The organism is Dehalobacter sp. CP, assembly GCF_047652685.1.
Classification (GTDB): domain Bacteria; phylum Bacillota; class Desulfitobacteriia; order Desulfitobacteriales; family Syntrophobotulaceae; genus Dehalobacter.
The window spans coordinates 304,463-324,968 of record NZ_CP157399.1 but is presented as its reverse complement, the minus strand read 5'-3'; the positions used below and the strand labels follow the sequence as shown (position 1 = coordinate 324,968).

The 20,506-nt window shown below is 44.9% G+C and carries 22 protein-coding genes; 3 read left to right on the top strand and 19 right to left on the bottom strand.

Features of this window, described 5'->3' with window-relative positions; genetic code table 11:
- Positions 1-13: 13 nt before the first annotated feature.
- The 10 genes from AAH944_RS01590 to AAH944_RS01545 form a co-directional block, all read right to left on the bottom strand.
- Positions 14-916 carry a hypothetical protein gene (locus AAH944_RS01590; protein WP_415535943.1) on the bottom strand — a complete coding sequence of 301 codons (903 nt, stop codon included), beginning with the start codon at positions 914-916 and terminating at the stop codon, positions 14-16.
- 6 nt (positions 917-922) lie between these two features.
- Entirely contained in the window at positions 923-1,879 is a 957-nt protein-coding gene (locus AAH944_RS01585; protein WP_415535941.1) for a type II secretion system F family protein, read from the bottom strand.
- A complete protein-coding gene (locus tag AAH944_RS01580; protein WP_415535939.1) occupies positions 1,876-3,300 on the bottom strand; it encodes an ATPase, T2SS/T4P/T4SS family in 1,425 nt (474 codons plus the stop codon). The genes AAH944_RS01585 and AAH944_RS01580 overlap by 4 nt, the downstream gene beginning before the upstream one ends.
- Before the next feature lie 28 nt (positions 3,301-3,328).
- Positions 3,329-4,159, bottom strand: a complete 831-nt coding sequence (locus AAH944_RS01575; protein ID WP_415535937.1) for an AAA family ATPase — start codon at positions 4,157-4,159, stop codon at positions 3,329-3,331.
- A gap of 20 nt (positions 4,160-4,179) precedes the next feature.
- Entirely contained in the window at positions 4,180-4,926 is a 747-nt protein-coding gene (locus AAH944_RS01570) for an SAF domain-containing protein (protein ID WP_415537739.1), read from the bottom strand.
- A 102-nt stretch (positions 4,927-5,028) separates the two neighbouring features.
- Positions 5,029-6,954, bottom strand: a complete 1,926-nt coding sequence (locus AAH944_RS01565) for a C40 family peptidase (protein WP_415535935.1) — start codon at positions 6,952-6,954, stop codon at positions 5,029-5,031.
- Between the two features lie 44 nt (positions 6,955-6,998).
- A complete protein-coding gene (locus AAH944_RS01560) occupies positions 6,999-7,406 on the bottom strand; it encodes a DUF6075 family protein (RefSeq protein WP_415535933.1) in 408 nt (135 codons plus the stop codon).
- 69 nt (positions 7,407-7,475) lie between these two features.
- Complete coding sequence (locus AAH944_RS01555) at positions 7,476-9,812, bottom strand: VirB4-like conjugal transfer ATPase, CD1110 family (RefSeq protein WP_415535931.1); 2,337 nt, start codon at positions 9,810-9,812, stop codon at positions 7,476-7,478.
- Positions 9,805-10,170, bottom strand: a complete 366-nt coding sequence (locus AAH944_RS01550; RefSeq protein WP_415535929.1) for a PrgI family protein — start codon at positions 10,168-10,170, stop codon at positions 9,805-9,807. Before AAH944_RS01550 ends, AAH944_RS01555 begins: the two co-directional genes overlap by 8 nt.
- A gap of 56 nt (positions 10,171-10,226) precedes the next feature.
- Positions 10,227-10,424, bottom strand: a complete 198-nt coding sequence (locus tag AAH944_RS01545; RefSeq protein WP_415535927.1) for a hypothetical protein — start codon at positions 10,422-10,424, stop codon at positions 10,227-10,229.
- Positions 10,425-10,513: 89 nt separating this feature from the next.
- On the opposite strand from AAH944_RS01545, the gene AAH944_RS01540 reads away from it, so the two are divergent.
- On the top strand, positions 10,514-10,930 hold the full coding sequence (locus AAH944_RS01540; RefSeq protein WP_415535925.1) for a hypothetical protein: 417 nt from the start codon (positions 10,514-10,516) through the stop codon (positions 10,928-10,930).
- Positions 10,931-10,960: 30 nt separating this feature from the next.
- Here the strand turns inward: AAH944_RS01540 and AAH944_RS01535 are convergent, their stop codons facing one another.
- Positions 10,961-11,800 (bottom strand): hypothetical protein, encoded by an 840-nt coding sequence (locus AAH944_RS01535; RefSeq protein ID WP_415535923.1) that lies wholly within the window; start codon positions 11,798-11,800, stop codon positions 10,961-10,963.
- 436 nt (positions 11,801-12,236) lie between these two features.
- On the opposite strand from AAH944_RS01535, the gene AAH944_RS01530 reads away from it, so the two are divergent.
- Together AAH944_RS01530 and AAH944_RS01525 are read left to right on the top strand one after the other, a co-directional pair.
- Positions 12,237-13,397 carry an AAA family ATPase gene (locus AAH944_RS01530; protein ID WP_415535921.1) on the top strand — a complete coding sequence of 387 codons (1,161 nt, stop codon included), beginning with the start codon at positions 12,237-12,239 and terminating at the stop codon, positions 13,395-13,397.
- Between the two features lie 135 nt (positions 13,398-13,532).
- Complete coding sequence (locus tag AAH944_RS01525) at positions 13,533-14,636, top strand: helix-turn-helix domain-containing protein (RefSeq protein ID WP_415535920.1); 1,104 nt, start codon at positions 13,533-13,535, stop codon at positions 14,634-14,636.
- Positions 14,637-14,859: 223 nt separating this feature from the next.
- On the opposite strand, the gene AAH944_RS01520 is transcribed toward AAH944_RS01525, so the two are convergent.
- The 8 genes from AAH944_RS01520 to AAH944_RS01485 form a co-directional block, all read right to left on the bottom strand.
- Entirely contained in the window at positions 14,860-15,087 is a 228-nt protein-coding gene (locus tag AAH944_RS01520) for a hypothetical protein (RefSeq protein WP_415535918.1), read from the bottom strand.
- Between the two features lie 5 nt (positions 15,088-15,092).
- Positions 15,093-15,374, bottom strand: a complete 282-nt coding sequence (locus AAH944_RS01515) for a glutamyl-tRNA amidotransferase (RefSeq protein ID WP_368294560.1) — start codon at positions 15,372-15,374, stop codon at positions 15,093-15,095.
- 52 nt (positions 15,375-15,426) lie between these two features.
- Positions 15,427-17,190: a VirD4-like conjugal transfer protein, CD1115 family gene (locus AAH944_RS01510; RefSeq protein WP_415535916.1), complete on the bottom strand. Its 1,764-nt coding sequence runs from the start codon at positions 17,188-17,190 to the stop codon at positions 15,427-15,429.
- Complete coding sequence (locus tag AAH944_RS01505; RefSeq protein ID WP_368293748.1) at positions 17,177-17,368, bottom strand: hypothetical protein; 192 nt, start codon at positions 17,366-17,368, stop codon at positions 17,177-17,179. The genes AAH944_RS01510 and AAH944_RS01505 overlap by 14 nt, the downstream gene beginning before the upstream one ends.
- 60 nt (positions 17,369-17,428) lie before the next feature.
- Positions 17,429-18,136, bottom strand: a complete 708-nt coding sequence (locus AAH944_RS01500) for a PcfB family protein (RefSeq protein WP_415535915.1) — start codon at positions 18,134-18,136, stop codon at positions 17,429-17,431.
- Entirely contained in the window at positions 18,087-19,484 is a 1,398-nt protein-coding gene (locus AAH944_RS01495; RefSeq protein WP_415535913.1) for a relaxase/mobilization nuclease domain-containing protein, read from the bottom strand. Before AAH944_RS01495 ends, AAH944_RS01500 begins: the two co-directional genes overlap by 50 nt.
- A 3-nt stretch (positions 19,485-19,487) precedes the next feature.
- Positions 19,488-19,823, bottom strand: a complete 336-nt coding sequence (locus AAH944_RS01490) for a plasmid mobilization protein (protein ID WP_415535911.1) — start codon at positions 19,821-19,823, stop codon at positions 19,488-19,490.
- A 126-nt stretch (positions 19,824-19,949) separates the two neighbouring features.
- Positions 19,950-20,141, bottom strand: a complete 192-nt coding sequence (locus AAH944_RS01485; protein ID WP_415535909.1) for a Spo0E family sporulation regulatory protein-aspartic acid phosphatase — start codon at positions 20,139-20,141, stop codon at positions 19,950-19,952.
- Positions 20,142-20,506: the final 365 nt, after the last annotated feature.

Sequence of the window (20,506 nt, the reverse complement as noted above, 5' to 3'; positions counted from 1 at the left end):
ATATTGCCACCTCCTACATGATTTGGCCAAGGCTTTGGTTAGCCTGGTATAAGAGCGGGACAAGAATGACTACCGGGATCATGATAAAAGGAATGGCGGTCAAGGCTTCGACAAGCATTTTTTTGTTTTTGTACCGCCTTATTTCTTTTAATCCCTCAATATATTCAATGTCCCGGGACCGGCTGGCCATATAGGCAACCATATTGGAACTATCGATGGTGATAGATTGCATCAAAATATCCGCTAAGTTTTTCAATTCATCGATGTCTGTTTCTTTACTCAATTTAGCAAGCGCCGGTTTTGGCCCTGTTATGGACATATCCTGCAGGAGCTTTTCCAGGTGAGGCCGCAATTTATTGGTCGCGAATAAGGCCCCACGAATAGAATCAACTATGGTTTCTCCCGCTTTTCTCAAGTCAACAATATAAGCCATGATATCCGACAACTCATTGATGAGGGCATTTTGGTACTGGTTGTAAAAATACGCAAGAATGGCTGTGGGCGCTATGCTCCCCACAAAAAAGCCGGTACAAATCAGCCCTATTGCCATCAGCAAGTCTTTTGTGGAAAAGCCTGCAAAGCCAAAAAGAATGGCAAATATGAGGGGGGATAATTTTTGAAAAGTCCTAAATTCCGCATATCCCATCGGCATTGCTCCAGGCTGTTTGAGTATTTCCAGCATGTTTTCCGAACGATTCTGTCTCGGGGTTTTGCTTAATAATTTAGAGATATATTTTGCCGTCTTTTTGCGAAGTTTTTCTAAAGCAGGTTCCTGGGCTTGTCTATACGAAAGCGCGGTAGTGCCGAGAGAATTTATCCTCTTCGACTCCCTGCGGTTCGTCTTAATAAAAAACGCCGCCAAAAGCAGCATCAAACCCAGGGATATTCCCATAGAACAAATCAATAGTATCGTCATACTTGCTTAATCCTCCATTGATAAGAATTTCAGCAGCAGCGCACCCTCAATTAAGACAGAGATAATAATAGCATTCGTATAAAGGTGTCCTAATGAAGATTGTTTTACCAGGGCCAATGAATCCGGCCAAACAAGGCTTACGACTAGATACGTAAGAATCATTACCAGGGTAAAAGCCACCGCTTTGGAGATTAGCGGATTAAGATCCTCTTTAATGGATTGCACCCTGTTTTTTCTTGATCTGATTTTGTCCGTAAGCCTGTATAAAAGCTCTTCCGTGTCACCCCCGGCCAGCCTTGAAGAAACAATAACATTGTAAAAATCCCTGAATGACTGCAGTTTCAAAATTATAGACACTTTGTAGACAACCGTGCCAAATTCTTCACCTTTATTCACCCGGGACTGGATTCGGCTGAACAAAGACCGGATTTGAGAAGGCATTGCAGGAATTGAATCCCAAGTCGCGGCTTCAAGATTATTACGCACGATATAATTGTTTAAGATAAGGCTGAAAGTGTTCAAGGCCTGTTTATTCAGCCTTCTTCGCGTACTGTGATAGATAAGATTGATCATAACCCAAGGCATCAGCAAGCCGATGACCGTAATAATAATCATGCCGAAAATATTATGGCTTACGATTAAAGCCCCCGGACTTTGGTAAGTGGGATTCGGAATCTTCTCCGTAAGAGTTATTATTGAAAGGAAAAAGGAAATAAAGCTAAACCCGATACTCATAAAAAAGAGAGCTTTTAAGCTCAGCTTTAGATTTGTTATATAGATTCTTTGCTCGTAATATCTTGCAAAATTGCTTATCCTGATGTTGTTTTTTACTTTATCTTGAAAATGGTTAATCCTTTCATTAAAGAATACGGATACTTGTTTCTTTCCATTTTTTCCAAGAAACCAGGCGATTACGGATAATAGGAGCCCCATGCTTATGCCATAACAAAGAACAAGCGTCATATCAACCACCTCTTAACATCACCGGCGTTTTTTCTGCCCTTAGCCATAAGACGGTAAACAAGTTTTTTGCTTATGGGGTTAAAGAACATTTTTCCGTCGCTGTCTCTTTTAAAGATATCTTTAATCACAATATTGCACTCCGCATCCAGCTCCAATTCAGCGACTTGGGTGATTTCAATTTTTCTGTCTACTATTCCTAATTGAATGATAATATCTACTGCGGTGACGATTTCAGTGTTAATGACCTTATCGCTGACGTTGGAAATCGCTTGAACCTTGGTTCTTAATTCCTGGCAGCATGCTTCAGCGTCATAGGTATGAATGGAAGCCATTGTATTGGCATGGCCGGAACGCATGGCCCTAAGCGTATACATGGCTTCGACCGGAAAACGGATCTCACCGACCAGAATCACATCCGGATCCATTCTCATAACCTGGGGGTAGATTTCCTCCACCCCGATAGGATTGTATTTTGTGTCTCGTTCCAGCATTTCAACAACCTCCAGGCCAGGATAGTATTTAGCTAGCTGCAACTCCGGCCCGTTTTCGATAGTGATTATCCGCAAACCGCTTTCGGGATCGCCGGGACTATTTTCATCCGGAATAAGATCCTGAAAAATCGAGGCCAGGGTACGGATCAAGGTTGTTTTTCCGGTGTGAGTCCCGCCGCTCACGATGATCGTAGCACCCGCTCTTACCACATCCCGGATAAAATCAAGCTGCCGGTAGGAATGTTCTTCGCTGGGGATATTTTTGATATCTTCATACTCTTTGTTAGGAAAGTTGCGGGGCTTGCCTCTCTCTGATGTCTTTAACGTCCCGATCTTTTCAAGTTCTTCCAGGGAAAAGTTTTTATCCCTGAATCTCCGAATATTTAAGGTAATTCCGTGGCTGGGGACGATGGCGCTTTTATTGATGACAACCCTGCTTCGATCCGGAAGCCAGGCATTATCCACCATGGGGCTGCCCTCGTTGGCTTCCGAGTGGCAAGTAAGCAAGATGCGTTCCGTTATTTTTTCAAGATGGGCCAGATCCGTAAACTGAATATCCTTGGCTAAATACCTGACTCCATTCTTTTTATACGTGATTTGATATGGACCGTTTACGCAAATTTCCGTTATCTCCGGGTCAAGAAGGAAGTCATGGATAACATCATAGCCAATAATGGTTTTATAGGCCTCCCAAGCAATTTCATCGATGCTCATACCGGGCACATCGAGTTTCTCATGGCGAATGATATCTTTTATAACATTGAGGATTTGTTTTTGACATTCCCCTACCCCATAAATAGCGTCGTTAAGCAATTTTGGGTGGTTTTCAGTCAACATGGACTGGACAATACTTATTGTTTTATATAGGTGGGTTTTGCTGTCTGTGTCAGATGCTTTTGAGTCAACGACTTTCGCTGAACTGATTCTCATGTAAAGTTCCTCCAATCTGAATTCCGCATCAGCGTGGACTCCCGAAGCGCGGCGCGGTAAAAAATATACGGCCTTTTTTTACGGTCTTAGATAAATGAAGCTGCAGCAGAATGTTCTCAATTGCTTTATCAAACTTGCCGTATTTTAATAAGGGAATCAGTGAAACCGTGGAGTTATCATACAACACCTTGGAAATACCGGGTATTGTCCCCAGCAAAGGTAGCCCAAGATTGCTCTCAATTTTGTCTTTCGTGTACAGCGCCTTATTGGAATATTGGTTGATGATCAGTTTGAACCTATTGATATCCATATTTCGGGCATGCAGATTATTAAGCCATTTAGCGGTGTTCTCAATCGTGTTTCTGTTTTGGTCTACAATGACCAAGACATCTGTCGCTGCCCTTAGCGCCACGTCTGTAGGAATAATCAGCGTATCGCTTTGGACGTCAATAAAGAGGATATCTACAAGATCTGACAACTCAGTTATGATTGTACAGGCTTGCATATCTCCCAATTTATCTATTAATTCCGGTTCTTTCGTTAATCCCGTCCAGCATAATAAATTAGGAAGGTTCTTTGTTATATGGGCGTTTTCTTTAAGCAAATCGTGATAACTATAATTATCCTGCCAAGACTTAAGGATATATTCCATCGAGCTTTCTTTATCTTCCAGCTCTAAAAACAAGTGGAGACAGGGCGCTATTAACGAAAAATCCAACAACCCTATTTTTAAGTTTGTTTCCTTTGCCAGCTTCCGGGCCAGGTTGCAAGCAAGCGTTGACTTTCCAACACTGCACACACTCCACAAGACGATTATTTTCTTCAACTGCTGATCAACTGCATTATTTTCATCAGCCATATGATTTCCTCCCATAACGTTTACTTTTGAAGCTGAAGCAATGCAACAATAAAATCTCTGCCTATATTTGCCTGGGACTTTTCGATAACATCGTTTATGTTGTAGAGATCCTTGGCATTCCTATCGCGCTGCGCGAGGGAAATCGTTCCCATTGTTTCGGCCTGTTTGATTACTAAAAACTGCTTTGGCGTAACCTTGGCTATTATTTCTGTCGGGATGCCGGTTGTTTGCTCATTGCCTGATAAACTTCCAACCGATGCTGGCCCATTCAAATTATCCGCGGAAGATAATATCTTGCCCGATGAATCGGCAGTCGCTTCAATGAATAAATCTGTGATAATATACCCTGCAAGCGATAAATTGCCCGTTTGTTTCGGGTCAAGCGTTAAAACCAGGTCAACAGTTTGTCCGTACTTGGCAAGACCGGCAATGGAGCCGTTATAATCTGTTTTGAAGGCGATTAACCGCGGATTTTCAACCTTCGTCTTGGTGTTCTGCTCAATTTTATCCAACCGCACCGGATCGCCTTCTTTTAAAGGCCAATTCAGATTCTTGTTTACTACCTGGCTGATGCTTTCCGCAGTTCCCGAAGGAACACTTTCCCTTGGAACGCTTTTAACTTTCAATTGCGCTGCGCTTATGATGGTATCTTCGGGAATATTTGCGGCGGCATAAACCGCAGGAATCAGGCCCTTTGCATAATCTAGGTAAAAATAAAGGCCCAAACCACTCCCTAAAGCGATAACCAAGCCTAAAATAAAAAACACTTTTCTCAAATTAAACACCTTCCTTAATTGTTCACAGCTTTGCTCATCCAATAAGCATTCGTTAAATCCAGCAAAGCAGAATACTCATATTTTTCGAGTGAACTATTCAAAAAAACTAGGCCTGCCAATCACATAGAAACCTGAAGAACTTGCACCGGAAACACTGGTTACCGCTACATTGTTCTCCCCTGCATTGCAATTGGCAATTAACAGATTTTCGTTTTGCTTTCCCACAATAATGCCCACATGGCTTAAGTCAGGATAGAACACCAGATCCCCCGGTTGTGCGCTGCTCCAGTTCACCGGCTTACAGGCGGCATACTGGCTTGAAGTTCCTGTTCCGATTATCTCCGCCGCATCAACATTAGCTGCCGCATTGGCAAACACCCATGCAACATAGCCGGAGCAATCCAACCCGAAAGGCCGCACGGTTCCGGTAGTAGGGCTTCCCTCGGCTGTTACCTTGGTAAGTGTTCCCCAGCGGCTGTCCCAGCCAATGACTGTGGATTTGCCGCCCCAAAAATAACTGACTTTACCGATAAGGGAATAAGCGGCCAGCACCACATTTTTGCGCTGCTCGTCCAAATCCGGCGGCAGATTTTGTGAAATAACAGCAATTTCCTGGGGGGATAAGGTAATATCCGTATAGCTACCGATAAGCTTTGCAAACAGCTCCCGGTATTTGTACTGCATAAGCTCATTCACCATCCCCACTTGCTGCGGATTGAAACGGTATTGGATGATCATGTCCGCATAAGATTTTGTGTTTACACGGATATGCAAAACAGTCTCGGTGCTGGTCGTTTCTCCATCCGAATGCTCAATCGTTTCCAGCCAGTAGTCAATTTTGTTCATATCCCAAAAGATGTCCCGCAGGATTCCCACTTTTGTATCGTCAAGGGTGGCGACCTGCATGCCTTTTTCCGGATCGGCGGCCACCTTCACCGCGTAAACCGCCAGGATGTCCCGCCAGTTGCCGACCATATTGCTGCTGCCGTTGTTGGACAAATCCAGCGTGTCATGCGGGTTTTCCCTCTCTATCTGTTCCAGTTTTGCCGTGAACTCTCCGTTCAGCCGACTGACGGCCTCCGACATTACCAGCGTGTTCTTGCCGGTTCCTTCGTTGGAAAAGAAAATTCCGAAAACGGAGCTTGCCATAAGCCCCACCAGGCATATCAGGAGGATAACCACTACCGCCGCCCAGCCGCCTGCGGCAATCAAAGCTATCAGGCTCTTTAAGGCCGCAATGATCGCTTTAATTGTAGCCAGCATTGTTTTTGCCGCTGCCTTTGCTGAGGCCGTCGCTGCTTTCGTTGCGGCCCGCGCCATCTGCGTCGCCCTTTTCGTAGATTGAGTGGTTTTAACGGCAGTTTGAGCTGCAGATTGCGAAGTTTTTATAGCCGTTTTGGCACTACGTTCTGCAGTTTTGGTCCTTCTTTGCGCCGTTTTAACCATACCCTGGACCGCTTGCTTTATGTTTTTGCTGCTCGTTGCGTCAAATTGCTTGATCCTGCGCCCTGTTTGGCCGTATGTTTTGCCAGTTTGCAACGCTGCTCTTTCTGAGCGTTGGAAAACAGGGTTGTGCAAGACCTGCCCCATTCTCCGTTCAGCCATCCGTCTCGCCTGGGCTTGAGCAGTATTTTCCTTAGTCGTTTGAATCCCTTTGCTATACAAAAGTTTTCGCTCTGTCCTTGAAACATGGACTCCGGTTCTAGAAGTACGCCCTGGCTGGTTCCCATGAGCAATAGTATGCGAGGCATTTGTTTCCCCTCCCCGCCATTTTTTTATTTTTCTAACCGCGTTTTTGCCGTACGTTCCCGCAGCTGCCGCTTTTCGGCCAACTGTTTCCGAACCGTCTTTTACTTTGCCCACCGCATCATCCACATAGCTGCCCTCTTTGTTATGGTCAGTCTGTTCAGCCTGTTCTTTCGTGCGGATATAGGCGTTTTTCATCCTATGGGATATATCCGAGGCCTTATCCAACATCTTTATATCTTTAATCGTTGATTTCGTCCTTATCTCTTTCATTACCCCACCACCTTCCCCGCTGAATCTTAATCTATTTGAAGAATTTACCGCTCCATTACGGAAAGCTGCATCCCTGGGTAATCCTGGCCCTGGCAATATTCTGGATAGCGCAGCCGGATCGCTTCAAAAAAGTAGGGTGCAAAGCGGCAGTCGAAAAGTTCATACGGCGCCGAGTATCTTTCTTTCCCCTCCTCCATCCATCCGTTCCAAAGATTAAAGGCCAGACGGCACAACCGAATAGTTCCTCCGGTCTGCCAAGCCGCCGCAAGGTTCTGCGGTTTGATGCAATTTTCCTTAAAGTCAAATAAGGAACGGATATGCTCCCTTGTTTCCTTGCTAATTCCCATGGCGTAGAAAAAAGACCTGTGGTAGACGTCGGTATTACCCGCCGCCGCGAGCATATCGTAATAAAAATTCTCATGTTCTTTGCTTGCGAACCTAGTATTTTCCATTGATTTTTCCTCCCGATATGATAAAAAGCCGTCGTTTCGTACTCGGCTTTCCTCAATAAGCTTATAGAATTAGACTTCCGCCTGCTCACCCGGTTTTGTGGTCATCAATCGGTAAAGCCTGGTGTTGTGCGGAAATTGGTCGGTAAAGGGTACCAGAGAACTTCCTACCTTAATGAGCCCGTTCCCCGCGTCGACGTTGGTGATGTAGCTGAGCTGAAGGTCGGAAATATTTAATAGCCTGGCCAGCTCCATCCTGTCGGTGGAGGCCTGGTTGAGCATGACAATGAATTCGCTGTTGGCCAGCATCGTTCTCGCCGTGTGGCTCTGCAGCAAATCATCGACGTTTTGGGTTATGCCTGTGCAAAAGGCTCCATACTTCCGGACGCGCTTCCACAGGGTGAAAAGGAAATTGGCGGAATACTCATGCTGAAACAACAGGTAGATTTCATCAATGATAATAAAAGTGTTTTTGCCCTTAGCCCTGTTCTGCGTAATACGGTTCAGGATGCTGTCCAGGACCACCAGCATGCCGATGGGCAAAAGCTGCTTGCCCAAGTCCAGGATGTCGTAGCAGATCAGGCGGTTGTTGACGTCCACATTGGTCGGTTTGGCGAAAGTATTCAGACTGCCGCTGGTGAACAGTTCAATAGCCAGGGCAATTTCCTGGGCTTCCGACTCGCCCTGCTTTAAAAGTTCCGCGTGAAAATCCTGCAGAGTAGGTGCAGCAGTCTGAAAATTGCTTTGGAGGCACTTACGGTAGACACTGGCTGTGCAGCGGTCAATCAGGGACTTTTGCTTGGCCCCCAAGTTTTGGCCGCCGATCAGCTGCTCGCATAATGATAGGACAAATTCGGATTTTAAGATGACGGGATTGGCTCCGTCCCCATAATCTTTGTTCATATCCATCGCATTGATATGGTTTGGGGAAGTCGCTGAAATATGGATGATCTCGCCGCCTATGGCCTTGACCAAAAGCGAATATTCCCTTTCCGGGTCAATCAGAACTATATCGTCATCGCTGGACAGGATCTGGTTGACAATCTCCCGCTTGGCGGTAAAACTCTTACCGGAGCCGGAAACGCCTAAAACAAAAGAGTTTCCATTGAGAAGACATTTGCGGTTGGCAATAATCATGTTTTTGGAAATGACATTCTGCCCGTAGTAAATGCCGCCGCTGTGGGAAATTTCCTGCGCCCGGAAAGGAATAAACACAGCTGTGCTTTCGGTGGTCAGTGTCCGGATCGCTTGTATTTTTCTTAAGCCCAGAGGGAGCACTGTGCTAAGCCCGTCCATCTGCTGGAACGTCAGGGCGGCAAACTGGCAAAGATGCTTCCGCGCCGTAGTCAGCAGGGTTTCAGTATCACTATCCAGTTGCACCTTGCTGTCCGCGACATGCACCATGGTCAGCACCGCAAACATCATCCTTTGGTCGCGGGTGGTGAGGTCGTCCAGGAATTCCTTGCTCTCTTTGCGCTGCTGCTCCATATCGTAGGGCACGACGGCAGAAAAGTTATTGTTCTGGTTTTGCCGCCGCTGCCAGTTGGTGATGTTGGTTTCCACCCCCAGCAGCCTGTTTTCGACCTCCCGCACAGCTTCATCCGTTGGGATGGGTATAATATCCAAAGAGAGCATCATGCTGCGGTTCAAGTCGCAAAGCTCGGACACCATGCTGTCTTTGATGTAGCTGGCGTATTCCCTTAAGAAGATAACGCGCCCGAATTTGCCCCCCATGCGGAAATGGTCTTTTTCAAATTCGAAGGTGTCCGGACAAATATAATCCTTGAAATCGTGTCCTTTTCGCATGGTCTCAATCAGGTCGAACCGGAAATCTGTTTCCTCGCCGGGGCGGAAAAAATCATGCAGAATACGCAGGCGGTCGCCCGCGTCCAGCTCTACACATTTGGAACCCAAGTGGGAGAAATGAGTGACCAGGTCCGCGCCGATGCGGGAAAAATAGTTCCGTGCTTCATCAATATTCTTTTTAAGTACGGATACGGTCACGTACTTGTCCTGGACAATATTGCTTACTCCTGTGGCTTTGTCTAAGAGCATCCGGTTGTATTCACCGCGGTATTCGTCCAGCCCGTCATCCTTAAGCGGAATGAGGATGGAGTTTTCGAAGTCCGTTTTGTTCAAGCGGCGGTTGTTGATGGTTATTTTGGTAGTCGCTCCACTGTCTAAGGAATTGAGCAGTTCCGAATAGGACAGGAACATCGCTTCCTTGTCTTCTTTGGAGGCTACCGCGTAATTGATGTCCGTAAAGCGAAAGGATTTAGAAAACTTGTTGCCTGCCTTGAAAATTCCGTCCGGCCAGACGGCCTTGATCGGTATAGCTTGCTGTATGCCTTTGGGTATAACAAACTTCTCCTTATCCTGCTTGATAATTTTCTTCAGGGTCTTAATCATGGCGTTTTAATTCCTCCTTTTCCTTTTCTTGAATCGTCTGCTTCAGTGCTCCGTAATAAACATTCGTCGGGTAGAAAGTCAGTTTTTTTGGCAGGAGAAACTCCGACTTAAGGTACGCCCATAAAAACTGTTCCGCCGTCATGCCGTGGTAACGGATAAACCCCATCGCCGCAAAGGGGAACGCCCCTAAAATACATACCCAACTCACCGTTTCCGTGCCTAAGACATTCCGCAGCCCGAAGTAGACGCCGACGGCAACGCCAACAGCCAGGAGCGAAAAAATAAACTGCCGCATGGACAGTCCAAAAAACAAGCTCTCCGTATAATCCCGGATCTCCCGGTTGATTTTGACTTCCATAACTTAACCGCCTCCAATAAAAAACAGCCCCTTAAACCTAAGCGCTGTTCAGACTCCTATCTTTCTTTTTGGCTCTTCCTGTATTTTTCTTTCTCCTTCTGAATCTTATATACCAATTCGTCAACCTTGCGGTTCTGCTTCATAAAGGCCTCATCCTCTCTTAAGGGAATGCCTTTTTTCATGGCTTCTTCTCCAAGCTTATGGAGTTTTTCCTTTTCTTTTTCCAGCTTGTCATTTAAGCTTTCTTTTTTCATGCGGAGACCTCCGATTGTACTATTTAAACAATAAACTTCCATTTTATTCCTAAATGCGGGATAATGAGCATAGGAAGGAGTGACCGATTATGTCAATCGCGGCAATTATTTCCCTATGCCTTACGGCAGGATTGTTTATTATTTCTTCGTTATTTAAAATAGCCGGAAAGCTCCGGCTTGGTATTCCGCTTATTTATTTGCTCATCGCTGTTGTCAGCACCTTTTTCACACGATGGACAACGGAACATGAGCAGTTGGTTCTTATGGGATTGTATATCGTCATCGGCTTAACCGCGTTAAGCTGGATTATATCGCTTATAAAGACGATACGGCGCAGACGTGACGAGAAATACCTTGAAGATGATGTCGCATGGCAAATCCAGCGGGCTAGAGAAATGGGCATACCTCTCGATAAAATTCAGTTTAACGGACAGGGAGACTTGCTTGATCCAAGAACGGGGGAGCCTGTTGTCTATGGACAGGCTACTTCGTTCAAGGATATATAAGGATACCGGATTTTTACGTACGGTATCATCTCATAATCCCATCATCTCCCTTACCACCCGGTCGGCCATTTTCACCGCACCGACCAGCACCAGCATATTAAAAATAAGCTCACCTACATAGGACCATACCATGGTCACGGCACTGGCACTGGTATCGACCACCGGCGGGGAAGCTGCAAAAACAGAAAAGATAATACAGGCAAGTACAATAATCGCCCCTTCCAGACAGGCGGCGGCATAACTTTTCAAAAAGGATACGCCGATACTCTGGCTCGGCTCCCCGGCAAACGAGGCCAGCGGCACAGGAGCGATAGCCGTATATAAATAGAGCTTAAAAAACCTGCCGTACACCGTCATGATCATAATGAAAGACAGTACGGTGATGAATAAGCCCCCGAGCAGAGTGACCGCCCACAACGGGATGCTCTCTAAAAAGCCGCAATTCTCAACAGCCTGGACAATTGTATCCGGCATAACACTCTGATTGACTGTCCCAAAACCGGCGCTGCTCATAATGGCGGAGATAATCCCCTGCACGATGCTGAATAGTGACATCATTAGTTCCAGCCCGTAGGTTACAATAGCTTTAGCCAAGGCAAACCGGATGAACAGCTTCAAAGCTTGTTCAGGCTTTTTGACTTCTGCCAGGCTGCCGCAGGTTTTGACTACGCCGATAACGAAAAACAGCACCAGCAGGGCCATGCCGACGGCCTGCAACGCGCCGTGGATATTGACGATGACATTCCAGATACCGCCGCCTTTAAATTCCTCCGGCGATTGGGTTATGATTTGCAGGATCTCGGCCAGCTTTGCATTCCAGGTTGCCAGGGCGTTATTGAGATTATCGATGACCCAGTTGCCGCTTGACACAGATTAACCACCTCCAAAAAAATTAGGGAACAGACTTTGGATTTGTCTGTTCCCTTTAATTTCATATTTTTTTATAGGTAATGCTGTTACATGATTAATTTATTATCCTAAATCCTTTTTCCTTTTATTTTTTACATCGCTATACTCCGGGTGTGGGATATGAAAAATGGGACCCAGAAAATGCTGTGTATGAAAAAATAATGTTTGAAGAAATAATAAACAAAAGGTTATTTTTGGCATAAGGAGAATTATGGTATTGAAAGAAGAATCTACGTAATAACTTTCGAGTACTCCCATAAGATCGAAAAATATAAAAAAGGTGTTCGGTTATTAGTCGTTCTTCAAAACCGCATGCAAAGACACTGCGACTCCATGCGCAGTAAAACTGATTTATTAAAATATGAGAAATTAAGATTACTCAAGAGGAGGTAGTTTCATGATTCAAATCAATCCATATACACCAGGAGCAGGAGTGAAACCAGGATTCTTGGCAGGAAGAGACAATGTTATTGAATCTGCAGAGGAAGTATTGGCATATATATCGGCTGGTCAAACGCATCAATCTTTTATCTACTATGGATTAAGGGGTGTTGGAAAAACAGTCTTGTTAAACGAGATAGAGGATATTGCGGAAAAATATGAATATCTATACGAACATATTGAGATATCTGAAAATGATAATTTCAAGATTGTGATTGCACAATATCTTCAAAAAGTTGTTTTACAACTGAGTAATATGGAAAAGGCAAAAGAGAAAATAAAAAATTTCCTTGGTCTATTGAAAGCCTTTACTTTTACCATTGAAGATTTTGGAGAATTCTCTTTTGATGTAGACGCAATATCTGGAAAGGCTGATACAGGCAACTTTCAGAATGATCTTACAGAATTATTTTTAGGAGTTGGTAAGTTAGCAAGTGACGTCAATAAAAAAATTGCTTTCTTTATTGACGAGATACAATATATGAAAGAAGATAACCTCGAAGCACTTATCGCTTCGACTCATAGAATTCATCAAAAAGGTTATCCTTTGGTTATTTTTGGTGCAGGTTTACCTAAAATTGCAAAAATGGCAGGAGATGCGAAATCTTATTCGGAAAGGCTGTATAACTTTGTGAAGATTGATTCTTTATCTGGACCCAATTCAAAATCAGCTTTAATTGAACCGGCAAAGAATCAAGGTGTTTATTATACGGACAATGCGGTAGATAAGATAATAGAAATTACAGATGGTTATCCATATTTTTTGCAAGAATTTGGAAGGCAAGTATGGGAATACAAAAACGGTAATAGCATAGATGTAGCTTCTGTTGATAGTGCTTATGAGAAGTTTATAAATAAACTCGATGATAGTTTTTTCAAAGTACGTTTCGATAGAGCAACAGGTAATGAGAAGCTTTTTATGTTTGCAATGGCTGATTTAGGAAAAGGGCCTTATGAAACAAGTGCGATTGCCCATAAGTTAAAAAAAACACAACCTCAAATATCTTTAGATCGTGCTAATCTAATCAATAAAGGCTTTGTCTATACTACAAGTCACGGGTATTTAGACTTTACAGTTCCTCAATTTGATAAATTTCTCACTAGAATAAGACGGTAATTTAAGAATTTACCAATGGGTCGCCATCCGTGGCGTCCTCTGAATCTGGGATTGTATCAATGTAGTAGCCTTCGGGAACTTAGAGAAATCAGGCGGAAGTTGGAGAAAATACCAATATCATTTGAGGGGGATATGATGACAACATTCAAGAGAGATTTTGAAAGTATTTCTATACGTGTCTTACAAGACCTAGTAGATACAAGAACAATTGAAGATTCACAACTTGAATATAAACAAGAAGTGGGTCACTTGGTATCATTAGCCGAAGAAATATGTGCATTTGCCAATACAACTGGTGGCGATTTATTTGTGGGTATAACAGAAGAAAAAGGTGAAGCAATAGGGTTAGTAGGAATCAATACTCCAGACATTGATAGGGAAATTCTGCGGTATTCAAATGCAATTATAGGAAATACAGATCCAGCTTTAACTCAGCTAAAGGTAAGGGCCATTCGATTAGATAATGGAAATCATGTAATTCACTTCCGTATAAATAGGAGTTTTTCTCGTCCACACATGATAACTGCGAATAATAAATTTCCTATTCGGGTTGGAAATCAAAAAATGTCTGCTGGTATAACTGAAATTAGAAGGCTATTTAGTGAAATAAATGATTTCCAGAACTTATATGAACGTTTTCGTAGTCGAAGAATTGAAAAAGCCCTAAATGTGTATAACTTACCAACCCCTGCAGTATTAATTCATTATGTACCTTTATCTGCTTTTGAATTTAATAACCAATATCCTGTTATTGATAATATCTCAAAGTTACAAGTACCTGTTTTAAGTTTTACGGGTTCAAATCCAGTCATTAATGTTGATGGTGTTTTTAATCGTGCAAGGGAAAGGGAAGCTGGATTCACGCAAATTTTTAGAAACGGTATTATTGAGTTGGGATCATCTATTGTATTTAGACGAAATACTCAGGAACAGAGTATTGAAATGCTGCTTGAACATTTTGTACGAGAACTGACCATAAACCTAGAAAGACAATTAAGAAATTATTCAACTCTCGGCATGAGAAATCCCTTCTACTTGATTGTCAACATGATTGGTTGCCGTGGTGTGGAAGCCCATTTAAACCCCGAACGTTACTTCTTAATAGATAAGAATCAACTCGATGATGATTTTATTCAGTTGCCTGAACTTTGGCTAGATCCATCAACCGGCGTAGATCTAACTGCGGTTCTTAGCCCTTTATTACGCACCCTTTGGAATGCTTTTGGTCTTGATCAATAATAAATTTATATATTGCTCAAAGAAGGCGCTGTCATCCGAACAGTGAATTGCCAAAATTTAGAATATATGCACGTAATATATCGCTTTGGCAATTCACGGGACGTTATCGGCAATACGCCATGCATGATAGTTTTTGTAGAAATCATTTTTATTTGGGAGTGCATACTTCCCGCCTTCCCAAGACAAGCCCGCATTTATAGCGCGGGCTTGTCTTGATGATCCCTTACCGGCATGGTTCATCCCTGCCGGGTATTTTGTCCCTGATGACGCCATACTTGTCATCCACATAGAATTTATTGACAAACTGATTGTAGATTGCATGGCACTTAACGCCGTTAAATTCGGCTAGATAATCATTGTCACCCAGCCTTTTGAGAATAGTTGCTTCCCGCAGTTCACCGTTTAGTGAATGAATATGCATTTTTTCATTGATAGGGAAGTTATTAAACATGGCAATCAACCTCCTGTAATCAGGGTAAGGATCTCTTTGGCAAAGGTAATAATCACGCCGCCGGCCAGCGTCAGGAAACCGTTGGCCCGCTGGGACGGGTCGTGGGATTTAAGGGAAAGGCCGATCTGCACGATGCCGAAACCTAAAAGAATCATCCCGATGGCGCGAATGAGTCCGAAGATAAAATCTGACAGGTTGTTGACAACTGTCAACGGATCGCCCGCCGCATAAGCAGTTGCGGGAACGGCAACAATTATCTGCGCTATCAAGCAACTGAGCGCAAGCATTTTTATTGTTTTTTTAAACACTTTCAAAAGTTACCACCTCCAAAGCTATTTTTTAGGACTGCCAAAGGACTTCCAACTCTTCCCCGCTGAGAAGCTCGTAATCCCCTTCTCCGTTTAGGTTTAATGTCTTCCAATCCAGAGCGTTTTCCGTCCCTCCATGCCGGTATGGCTGACTGCCCCCGTCGACAGTTAGCCTCAGATTGGGGTGTTTAAGGATATCGTACTTGTCATCCAGTACCGCCCGTTCCCCTCGTATAAACAGTAAAGCATAACGGTTATCCAGCATCCGTACTTCATCGGGAGTCAGAAGCTCGCGCCCGGACAGCTGGTAATTAGTAGAGTAGCTGCCGTTCCTGCCCCTGCTCTGCCCATAACTGTTGACATCAATGGTTTCCTTGCCTAAAAGCTCCGACACATATTTATGCGTTGACTGCTCATTGCCGCCCAAATACAGAAACTCGTCGCAGTTGCCGACAATGGATTCCCAGCTGTCTTTAAACAGAGCTTTCAGCTGCGCTAAGTTTTGCAAGATAATGGACACGCTGATCTCCCGGGAGCGCACGGTGGAAAGCAGCTTGTCAAACTCGTCCGGCAAAGCGACATTGCTGAATTCATCCATAACAAAATGGACATGGACGGGAAGACGCCCGCCGTGCACGCTGTCGGCCAGGAAATAAAGCTGCTGGAAAAGCTGGGTATAGAGCATACCGACAATGAAATTAAAAGACGAGTCATTGTCAGGTATGACAGCAAAAAGCGCCGTCTTGCGCTCTCCTATGGATGTTAGTTCCAACTCATCGGTATTGGTGATACCGGCGATGGAGGCAAGATTGAACTTCTCCAGGCGGACACCCAGACTGATCAGAATGGATTTGGCGGTTTTGCCCGCTGCCAGCTTAAAAATGTTGTACTGCTTAACAGCCAGGTGTTCCGGCTCTCTCATTTCCAGCCGTTCAAACAACTCGTCCAGCGGGCTTTGGTAAGTTTCGTCTTCCTCCCGCACTTCAGCAGCAGCAATTAATTCCATGACCATCGGAAAATTTTGTTCTTCCCGCGAGGCTTCATACAGCAGGTACAACATCAAAGCCTCCAATAGGGCGGTTTCGGACCGTTCCCAAAAGGGGTCGTTGGTATTGGAGCCTTTGGGCGTGGTATTGCGAATCAGGTTGGTCACCAGCTTAAGAACATCTTTGTCGTCCTGCAAATAGGCAAATGGGTTGTAACAATGGGAAAGGTGCATATTGATTAAATCCAATACCTTGATTTCATAGCCTTTGGCTTTGAGCAGATTGCCAGCATCCCGCAGGATTTCCCCCTTGGGGTCGAGCACGACAAAGGAAGTGTTGGCCTGCATTACATTGGGCTTGGCGTAGAATCGGGTCTTGCCTGAGCCGGAGCCTCCGACTACCAGCACGTTTAAATTCCTTCTGTGCTTCCTGCCGTTCAGCCCGATACGAACGTTCTTGGTCAGGATTTTATTTTGGAACCGCTCTTTATCCCTGTATTTTTTATTGACAGCCGCAGAGCCGCCCCAGCGGGCGCTGCCGTGCTCCTCCCTCCGCCGGTAATTGCGTTTGGTGGTAAGGTAAATCCCAATACCAAGACCATAAGAGCAAATAAATATCAGGATACACTTAGGGGAATCATCAACCCATACAATGTCCAAGGGATTCGCCAACGCTGCCGTGAGCTTAGCGATAATTTCAGGAAGCCCGCCCGAAATAGATGGAGCAGTCAGCAGGGCCGCCCAGACTACAGGAATTAAAAAAACCGCAAAGAGTATCAGGGTGCTCCTTGCGGTCTCAGCGCGCCTCATCTTGGTGCCTTCGTCTCAGTTTTTTAGCTGGAGCGTCAATGGTTTTAAGCAGTAGTTCATCCACCGCGTCGGTCGGACGTTTTTCTTGAATCAAGTCGTTCCTGAGTTCGTTTAACGCATTGACCATTACACCTTGCTCATAAGTGTCCAGGGTAAGTACCCGTTCCTCATCTTTCATGACTTTCCTCCTCACTTTTTTGGTTCCAGCAAACAGTCCGTTATGGATCTTAATCAAGCCTTACCTCTCTTTCGGCTTTGATTTTGGAAATTTTACCGGCTGCCCTTGACGACCGGCATTCTGCCTTCCGGCTTGCGGTTGTTCCCTGACAGTAAAGCCCCTCAGTTTTTCCGTCTGCTCCTTCTGAGCATCTTTGATTTCCCGTAGTTCTTCACGAACAGATTTTATTGGACGCTCAGCACCCTCGGCGGCTTTCACGCTGCGCCCGGAGATAGGCTCGGACGGACGGGATTTCTCCGTCGTCGCCGTCGTAGGGTTTGTATTGTCAACCGGCTCTTTCTGCAAATCCCTTGCGGCTCTGGTCTTCTCGATTTCGCTCTTGATACTGGCCGTATCCACGGTCGCCAGCTTTAAGCGTTCCACAATACGGTTGATTTTGGCGGCGTCTTCCACCCGCACCATGAGGTCGCACATTCCGTCCAGGTTTTTTTTATCCCACAGAACGCAGTACAGAACTCCGTAGCGCTTGGCCTCCTCAGAAAACTTTTGCAAATCCTCATTTCTAACCGCAAAGACTTTCAGCTCTTTGCCGCTCCGCAAAAGCCCTTCCAGCCGGGTTTTGCCTTTGGTCTTTTTCTGGTCTTTTAGGACGGCATAAAGATAAGTGGCAAGGTTTTTCGCCCCCGCTCCCGAGATCTTAGCAACTACTTCAATCCCTTTAAGGCTCATATTGACCATTTGATCGGCTGCTTCGGCTCCGCTGTTCATGCTCTTTTTCCTCCCTTTGTTTCTCATTTTCCTCAAGTTTTATCTGGGACAGTTTCTCCTTCATCTCTTCAGAACGGAATTGGATGCCCCTACAAAGCTTTGTCTCCTTTCGGAGTCGGGACAGCTTCTTGGAAAGCCCTGCAATTTGCTGTTTGTATTCGGCAGTCCGCACGTTGTCTTTACAGCGGCGCAGGAGACGGTAAAGAGATTTGCGTTCTGCTGACAAGCCGGCCATTTCCTGCTCGAGGATGGATTGATAACTTAGAAGCTGCTCAGCATTTTCAATCCTGTGCTTGCAAAGCAGCCTAATCTGAGCGGTTAATTCCCCCAAATAACGGATATCTTCCCGCAATAAAAAATGCGTCCGTTTCCTGGACGCGGTATGTTTCGGCAAAACCCCCATTTTGTATAAGTAGTGAAAGTATAGCCCCTGCAAGCCCTTGAGTTTTCTGGTCTTTTTCAGGTCAGGACTTCTTCCGGCAGCAATGCGTTTTCGTTTGGGCTCCAGCAGAACCTCCTGTTTCTTAGGAATTCGGTTTTGAAGTATCCTCTCCTTAATAACATCCTCACTGTAACCCTTTCCAAGAGTCTTCAGCCGGACAAAGCGTTCCTTGCCCTGCGGACGAACCGCGATATATTTCACACCAGTTTTAACTTCATAACCCTGTTTTCGGAGAGTAGCAATAAACTGCGTGAAGGTCATGGATTCGCTGATTGCCTTGTCTACATCTTTGCGAATCAGCCCCCGCCAGGTGGGCTTGCCTTCCTGTCCTGCTTTCCATTCGGCATAATGTTCCGACCTGCCCTCCTGCGAATTTTCAATGACGGACAGAGAGTATTCCCGGCACAGCCGGTCGGAGGCCTGCCGCAATTGAGCGTAAGTCGCCTTGTTGTCGTAATAGCGCTTGCCGTCGGCGAAAGAAACGGAGTTCAGCACAAAATGGTTATGCAGATGGTGTTTGTCCAAATGGGTGGAAACAACAACCTCAAAACGTCCGCCCCAGAGTTCCTCTGCCAGCTTTACGCCGATAGCATGGGCTATTTCCGGATTTGCTTCCCCCGGCGAAAAGGATTGGTAGCCATGAAAGGCCAGAATTCCGTCTTTTTTTTGGAACTGCAGCTTGGTCTGTGACATTTGCTTATAGGCGATAGCTGGATCGCAATTGATGCCGGTAACATAATACTGCTTTTCAGTTTTGTCCTCCCGTGCTGCATATTCCAGTACATTCTGCAAGCCCTGCATGTTTTGGCTTGCAGAGCCCTGATTTTCAGTCTTACCGGGATTAGCGGCATAATTTATGACCCTGTCCAACCGGTCTTTAACATCCCATATCGCTGTGGCAGCCATGATTCACTCCAGCTCTTGCGGCGACGTTACCGCCTTGCGGATATCCAGTACGGCTTGACGGAGACGATTGGCTTCATCCTGAAAAACAGTTCGATCGATATGTCCCGTGGCATTAGCCTTGGCTGCAATTTGATTCAGATTATTGCCAATGGCGTGAAGTTCTTTCATCATGACATGATAATCAACCGGAGGAAGCTCTTTGGGTACAAAGCCGCTTATAAGGATGCGCAGGTAGGTTTCCCTGGATAGCCCAGATTTTTTGGCACCGGCTTGCAGTTTCTTCTTTTCTTCCGGATTGAGCCAGACCTGGACACGGATGTTGCGTCTTCTCATCGTCATTTCATCTCCTTTGCTTTGGATAGACCAAATCTATAGTTTGTATCAATAAGGCAGCAAAAAAAACAACCAGTTGAATTTAAGAACTCATCTGGCCGTTTTCAGGGAAAAACGCCTTATCATATATAGTTAAGCAATTTTATTTGATTCCCAGCTTCTCCCAATATTAAGCATTTTATAATACTGGTTTAATAATTTATCCAGCTTCTCACTTAGATTTACAACATCAGGATCAGTAAGAGGTTTACAACTCCCCAGCTTGTTCAGATCGATTTTCATATCTTCGATAATTTCAAGCAGTTGTTTGATTTGGCTTTCCATTGCTAACTTTAACTCCTTCTTACGAAAACTCACGAATATAATTTTACAATAAGATTATATGGCTTTTCCATAGGTTTTTTTGTCGTAATATAACATTTTTAGATTAAATTTCCTTAAAGAAATGGATTGGCGAATTTACAATTAGATTTTTTTAGATACTATAAACCAATTACTCATGAGGCCGCGGTACGGGGAGTGTCTCCCACTCAGCGTACGGCGGCCCGGTCCCGCGAGCGCTTTGATGTGCCATCATTCATAGTTCAGTGCATAGGCACTTGAAAGCGCTCGCCAGACGGAAAAGGAATACCCGTGAGCGCGGTATTCCAAAGGGGTTTTAGGGGAGAGACTGTGTTTAGCACAGTCTT

What these genes read in the sequence shown, in the direction of transcription:
- AAH944_RS01485 (WP_415535909.1), bottom strand. Translation starts at nt 20,141, where the DNA reads ATGGAAAGCCAAATCAAACAACTGCTTGAAATTATCGAAGATATGAAA.
- AAH944_RS01555 (WP_415535931.1), bottom strand. Translation starts at nt 9,812, where the DNA reads ATGATTAAGACCCTGAAGAAAATTATCAAGCAGGATAAGGAGAAGTTT.
- AAH944_RS01560 (WP_415535933.1), bottom strand. Translation starts at nt 7,406, where the DNA reads ATGGAAAATACTAGGTTCGCAAGCAAAGAACATGAGAATTTTTATTAC.
- AAH944_RS01520 (WP_415535918.1), bottom strand. Translation starts at nt 15,087, where the DNA reads ATGTTTAATAACTTCCCTATCAATGAAAAAATGCATATTCATTCACTA.
- AAH944_RS01590 (WP_415535943.1), bottom strand. Translation starts at nt 916, where the DNA reads ATGACGATACTATTGATTTGTTCTATGGGAATATCCCTGGGTTTGATG.
- AAH944_RS01505 (WP_368293748.1), bottom strand. Translation starts at nt 17,368, where the DNA reads ATGAAAGATGAGGAACGGGTACTTACCCTGGACACTTATGAGCAAGGT.
- AAH944_RS01510 (WP_415535916.1), bottom strand. Translation starts at nt 17,190, where the DNA reads ATGAGGCGCGCTGAGACCGCAAGGAGCACCCTGATACTCTTTGCGGTT.
- AAH944_RS01530 (WP_415535921.1), top strand. Translation starts at nt 12,237, where the DNA reads ATGATTCAAATCAATCCATATACACCAGGAGCAGGAGTGAAACCAGGA.
- AAH944_RS01545 (WP_415535927.1), bottom strand. Translation starts at nt 10,424, where the DNA reads ATGAAAAAAGAAAGCTTAAATGACAAGCTGGAAAAAGAAAAGGAAAAA.
- AAH944_RS01565 (WP_415535935.1), bottom strand. Translation starts at nt 6,954, where the DNA reads ATGAAAGAGATAAGGACGAAATCAACGATTAAAGATATAAAGATGTTG.
- AAH944_RS01585 (WP_415535941.1), bottom strand. Translation starts at nt 1,879, where the DNA reads ATGACGCTTGTTCTTTGTTATGGCATAAGCATGGGGCTCCTATTATCC.
- AAH944_RS01540 (WP_415535925.1), top strand. Translation starts at nt 10,514, where the DNA reads ATGTCAATCGCGGCAATTATTTCCCTATGCCTTACGGCAGGATTGTTT.
- AAH944_RS01580 (WP_415535939.1), bottom strand. Translation starts at nt 3,300, where the DNA reads ATGAGAATCAGTTCAGCGAAAGTCGTTGACTCAAAAGCATCTGACACA.
- AAH944_RS01500 (WP_415535915.1), bottom strand. Translation starts at nt 18,136, where the DNA reads ATGAACAGCGGAGCCGAAGCAGCCGATCAAATGGTCAATATGAGCCTT.
- AAH944_RS01575 (WP_415535937.1), bottom strand. Translation starts at nt 4,159, where the DNA reads ATGGCTGATGAAAATAATGCAGTTGATCAGCAGTTGAAGAAAATAATC.
- AAH944_RS01525 (WP_415535920.1), top strand. Translation starts at nt 13,533, where the DNA reads ATGACAACATTCAAGAGAGATTTTGAAAGTATTTCTATACGTGTCTTA.
- AAH944_RS01490 (WP_415535911.1), bottom strand. Translation starts at nt 19,823, where the DNA reads ATGACGATGAGAAGACGCAACATCCGTGTCCAGGTCTGGCTCAATCCG.
- AAH944_RS01495 (WP_415535913.1), bottom strand. Translation starts at nt 19,484, where the DNA reads ATGGCTGCCACAGCGATATGGGATGTTAAAGACCGGTTGGACAGGGTC.
- AAH944_RS01515 (WP_368294560.1), bottom strand. Translation starts at nt 15,374, where the DNA reads ATGCTTGCGCTCAGTTGCTTGATAGCGCAGATAATTGTTGCCGTTCCC.
- AAH944_RS01550 (WP_415535929.1), bottom strand. Translation starts at nt 10,170, where the DNA reads ATGGAAGTCAAAATCAACCGGGAGATCCGGGATTATACGGAGAGCTTG.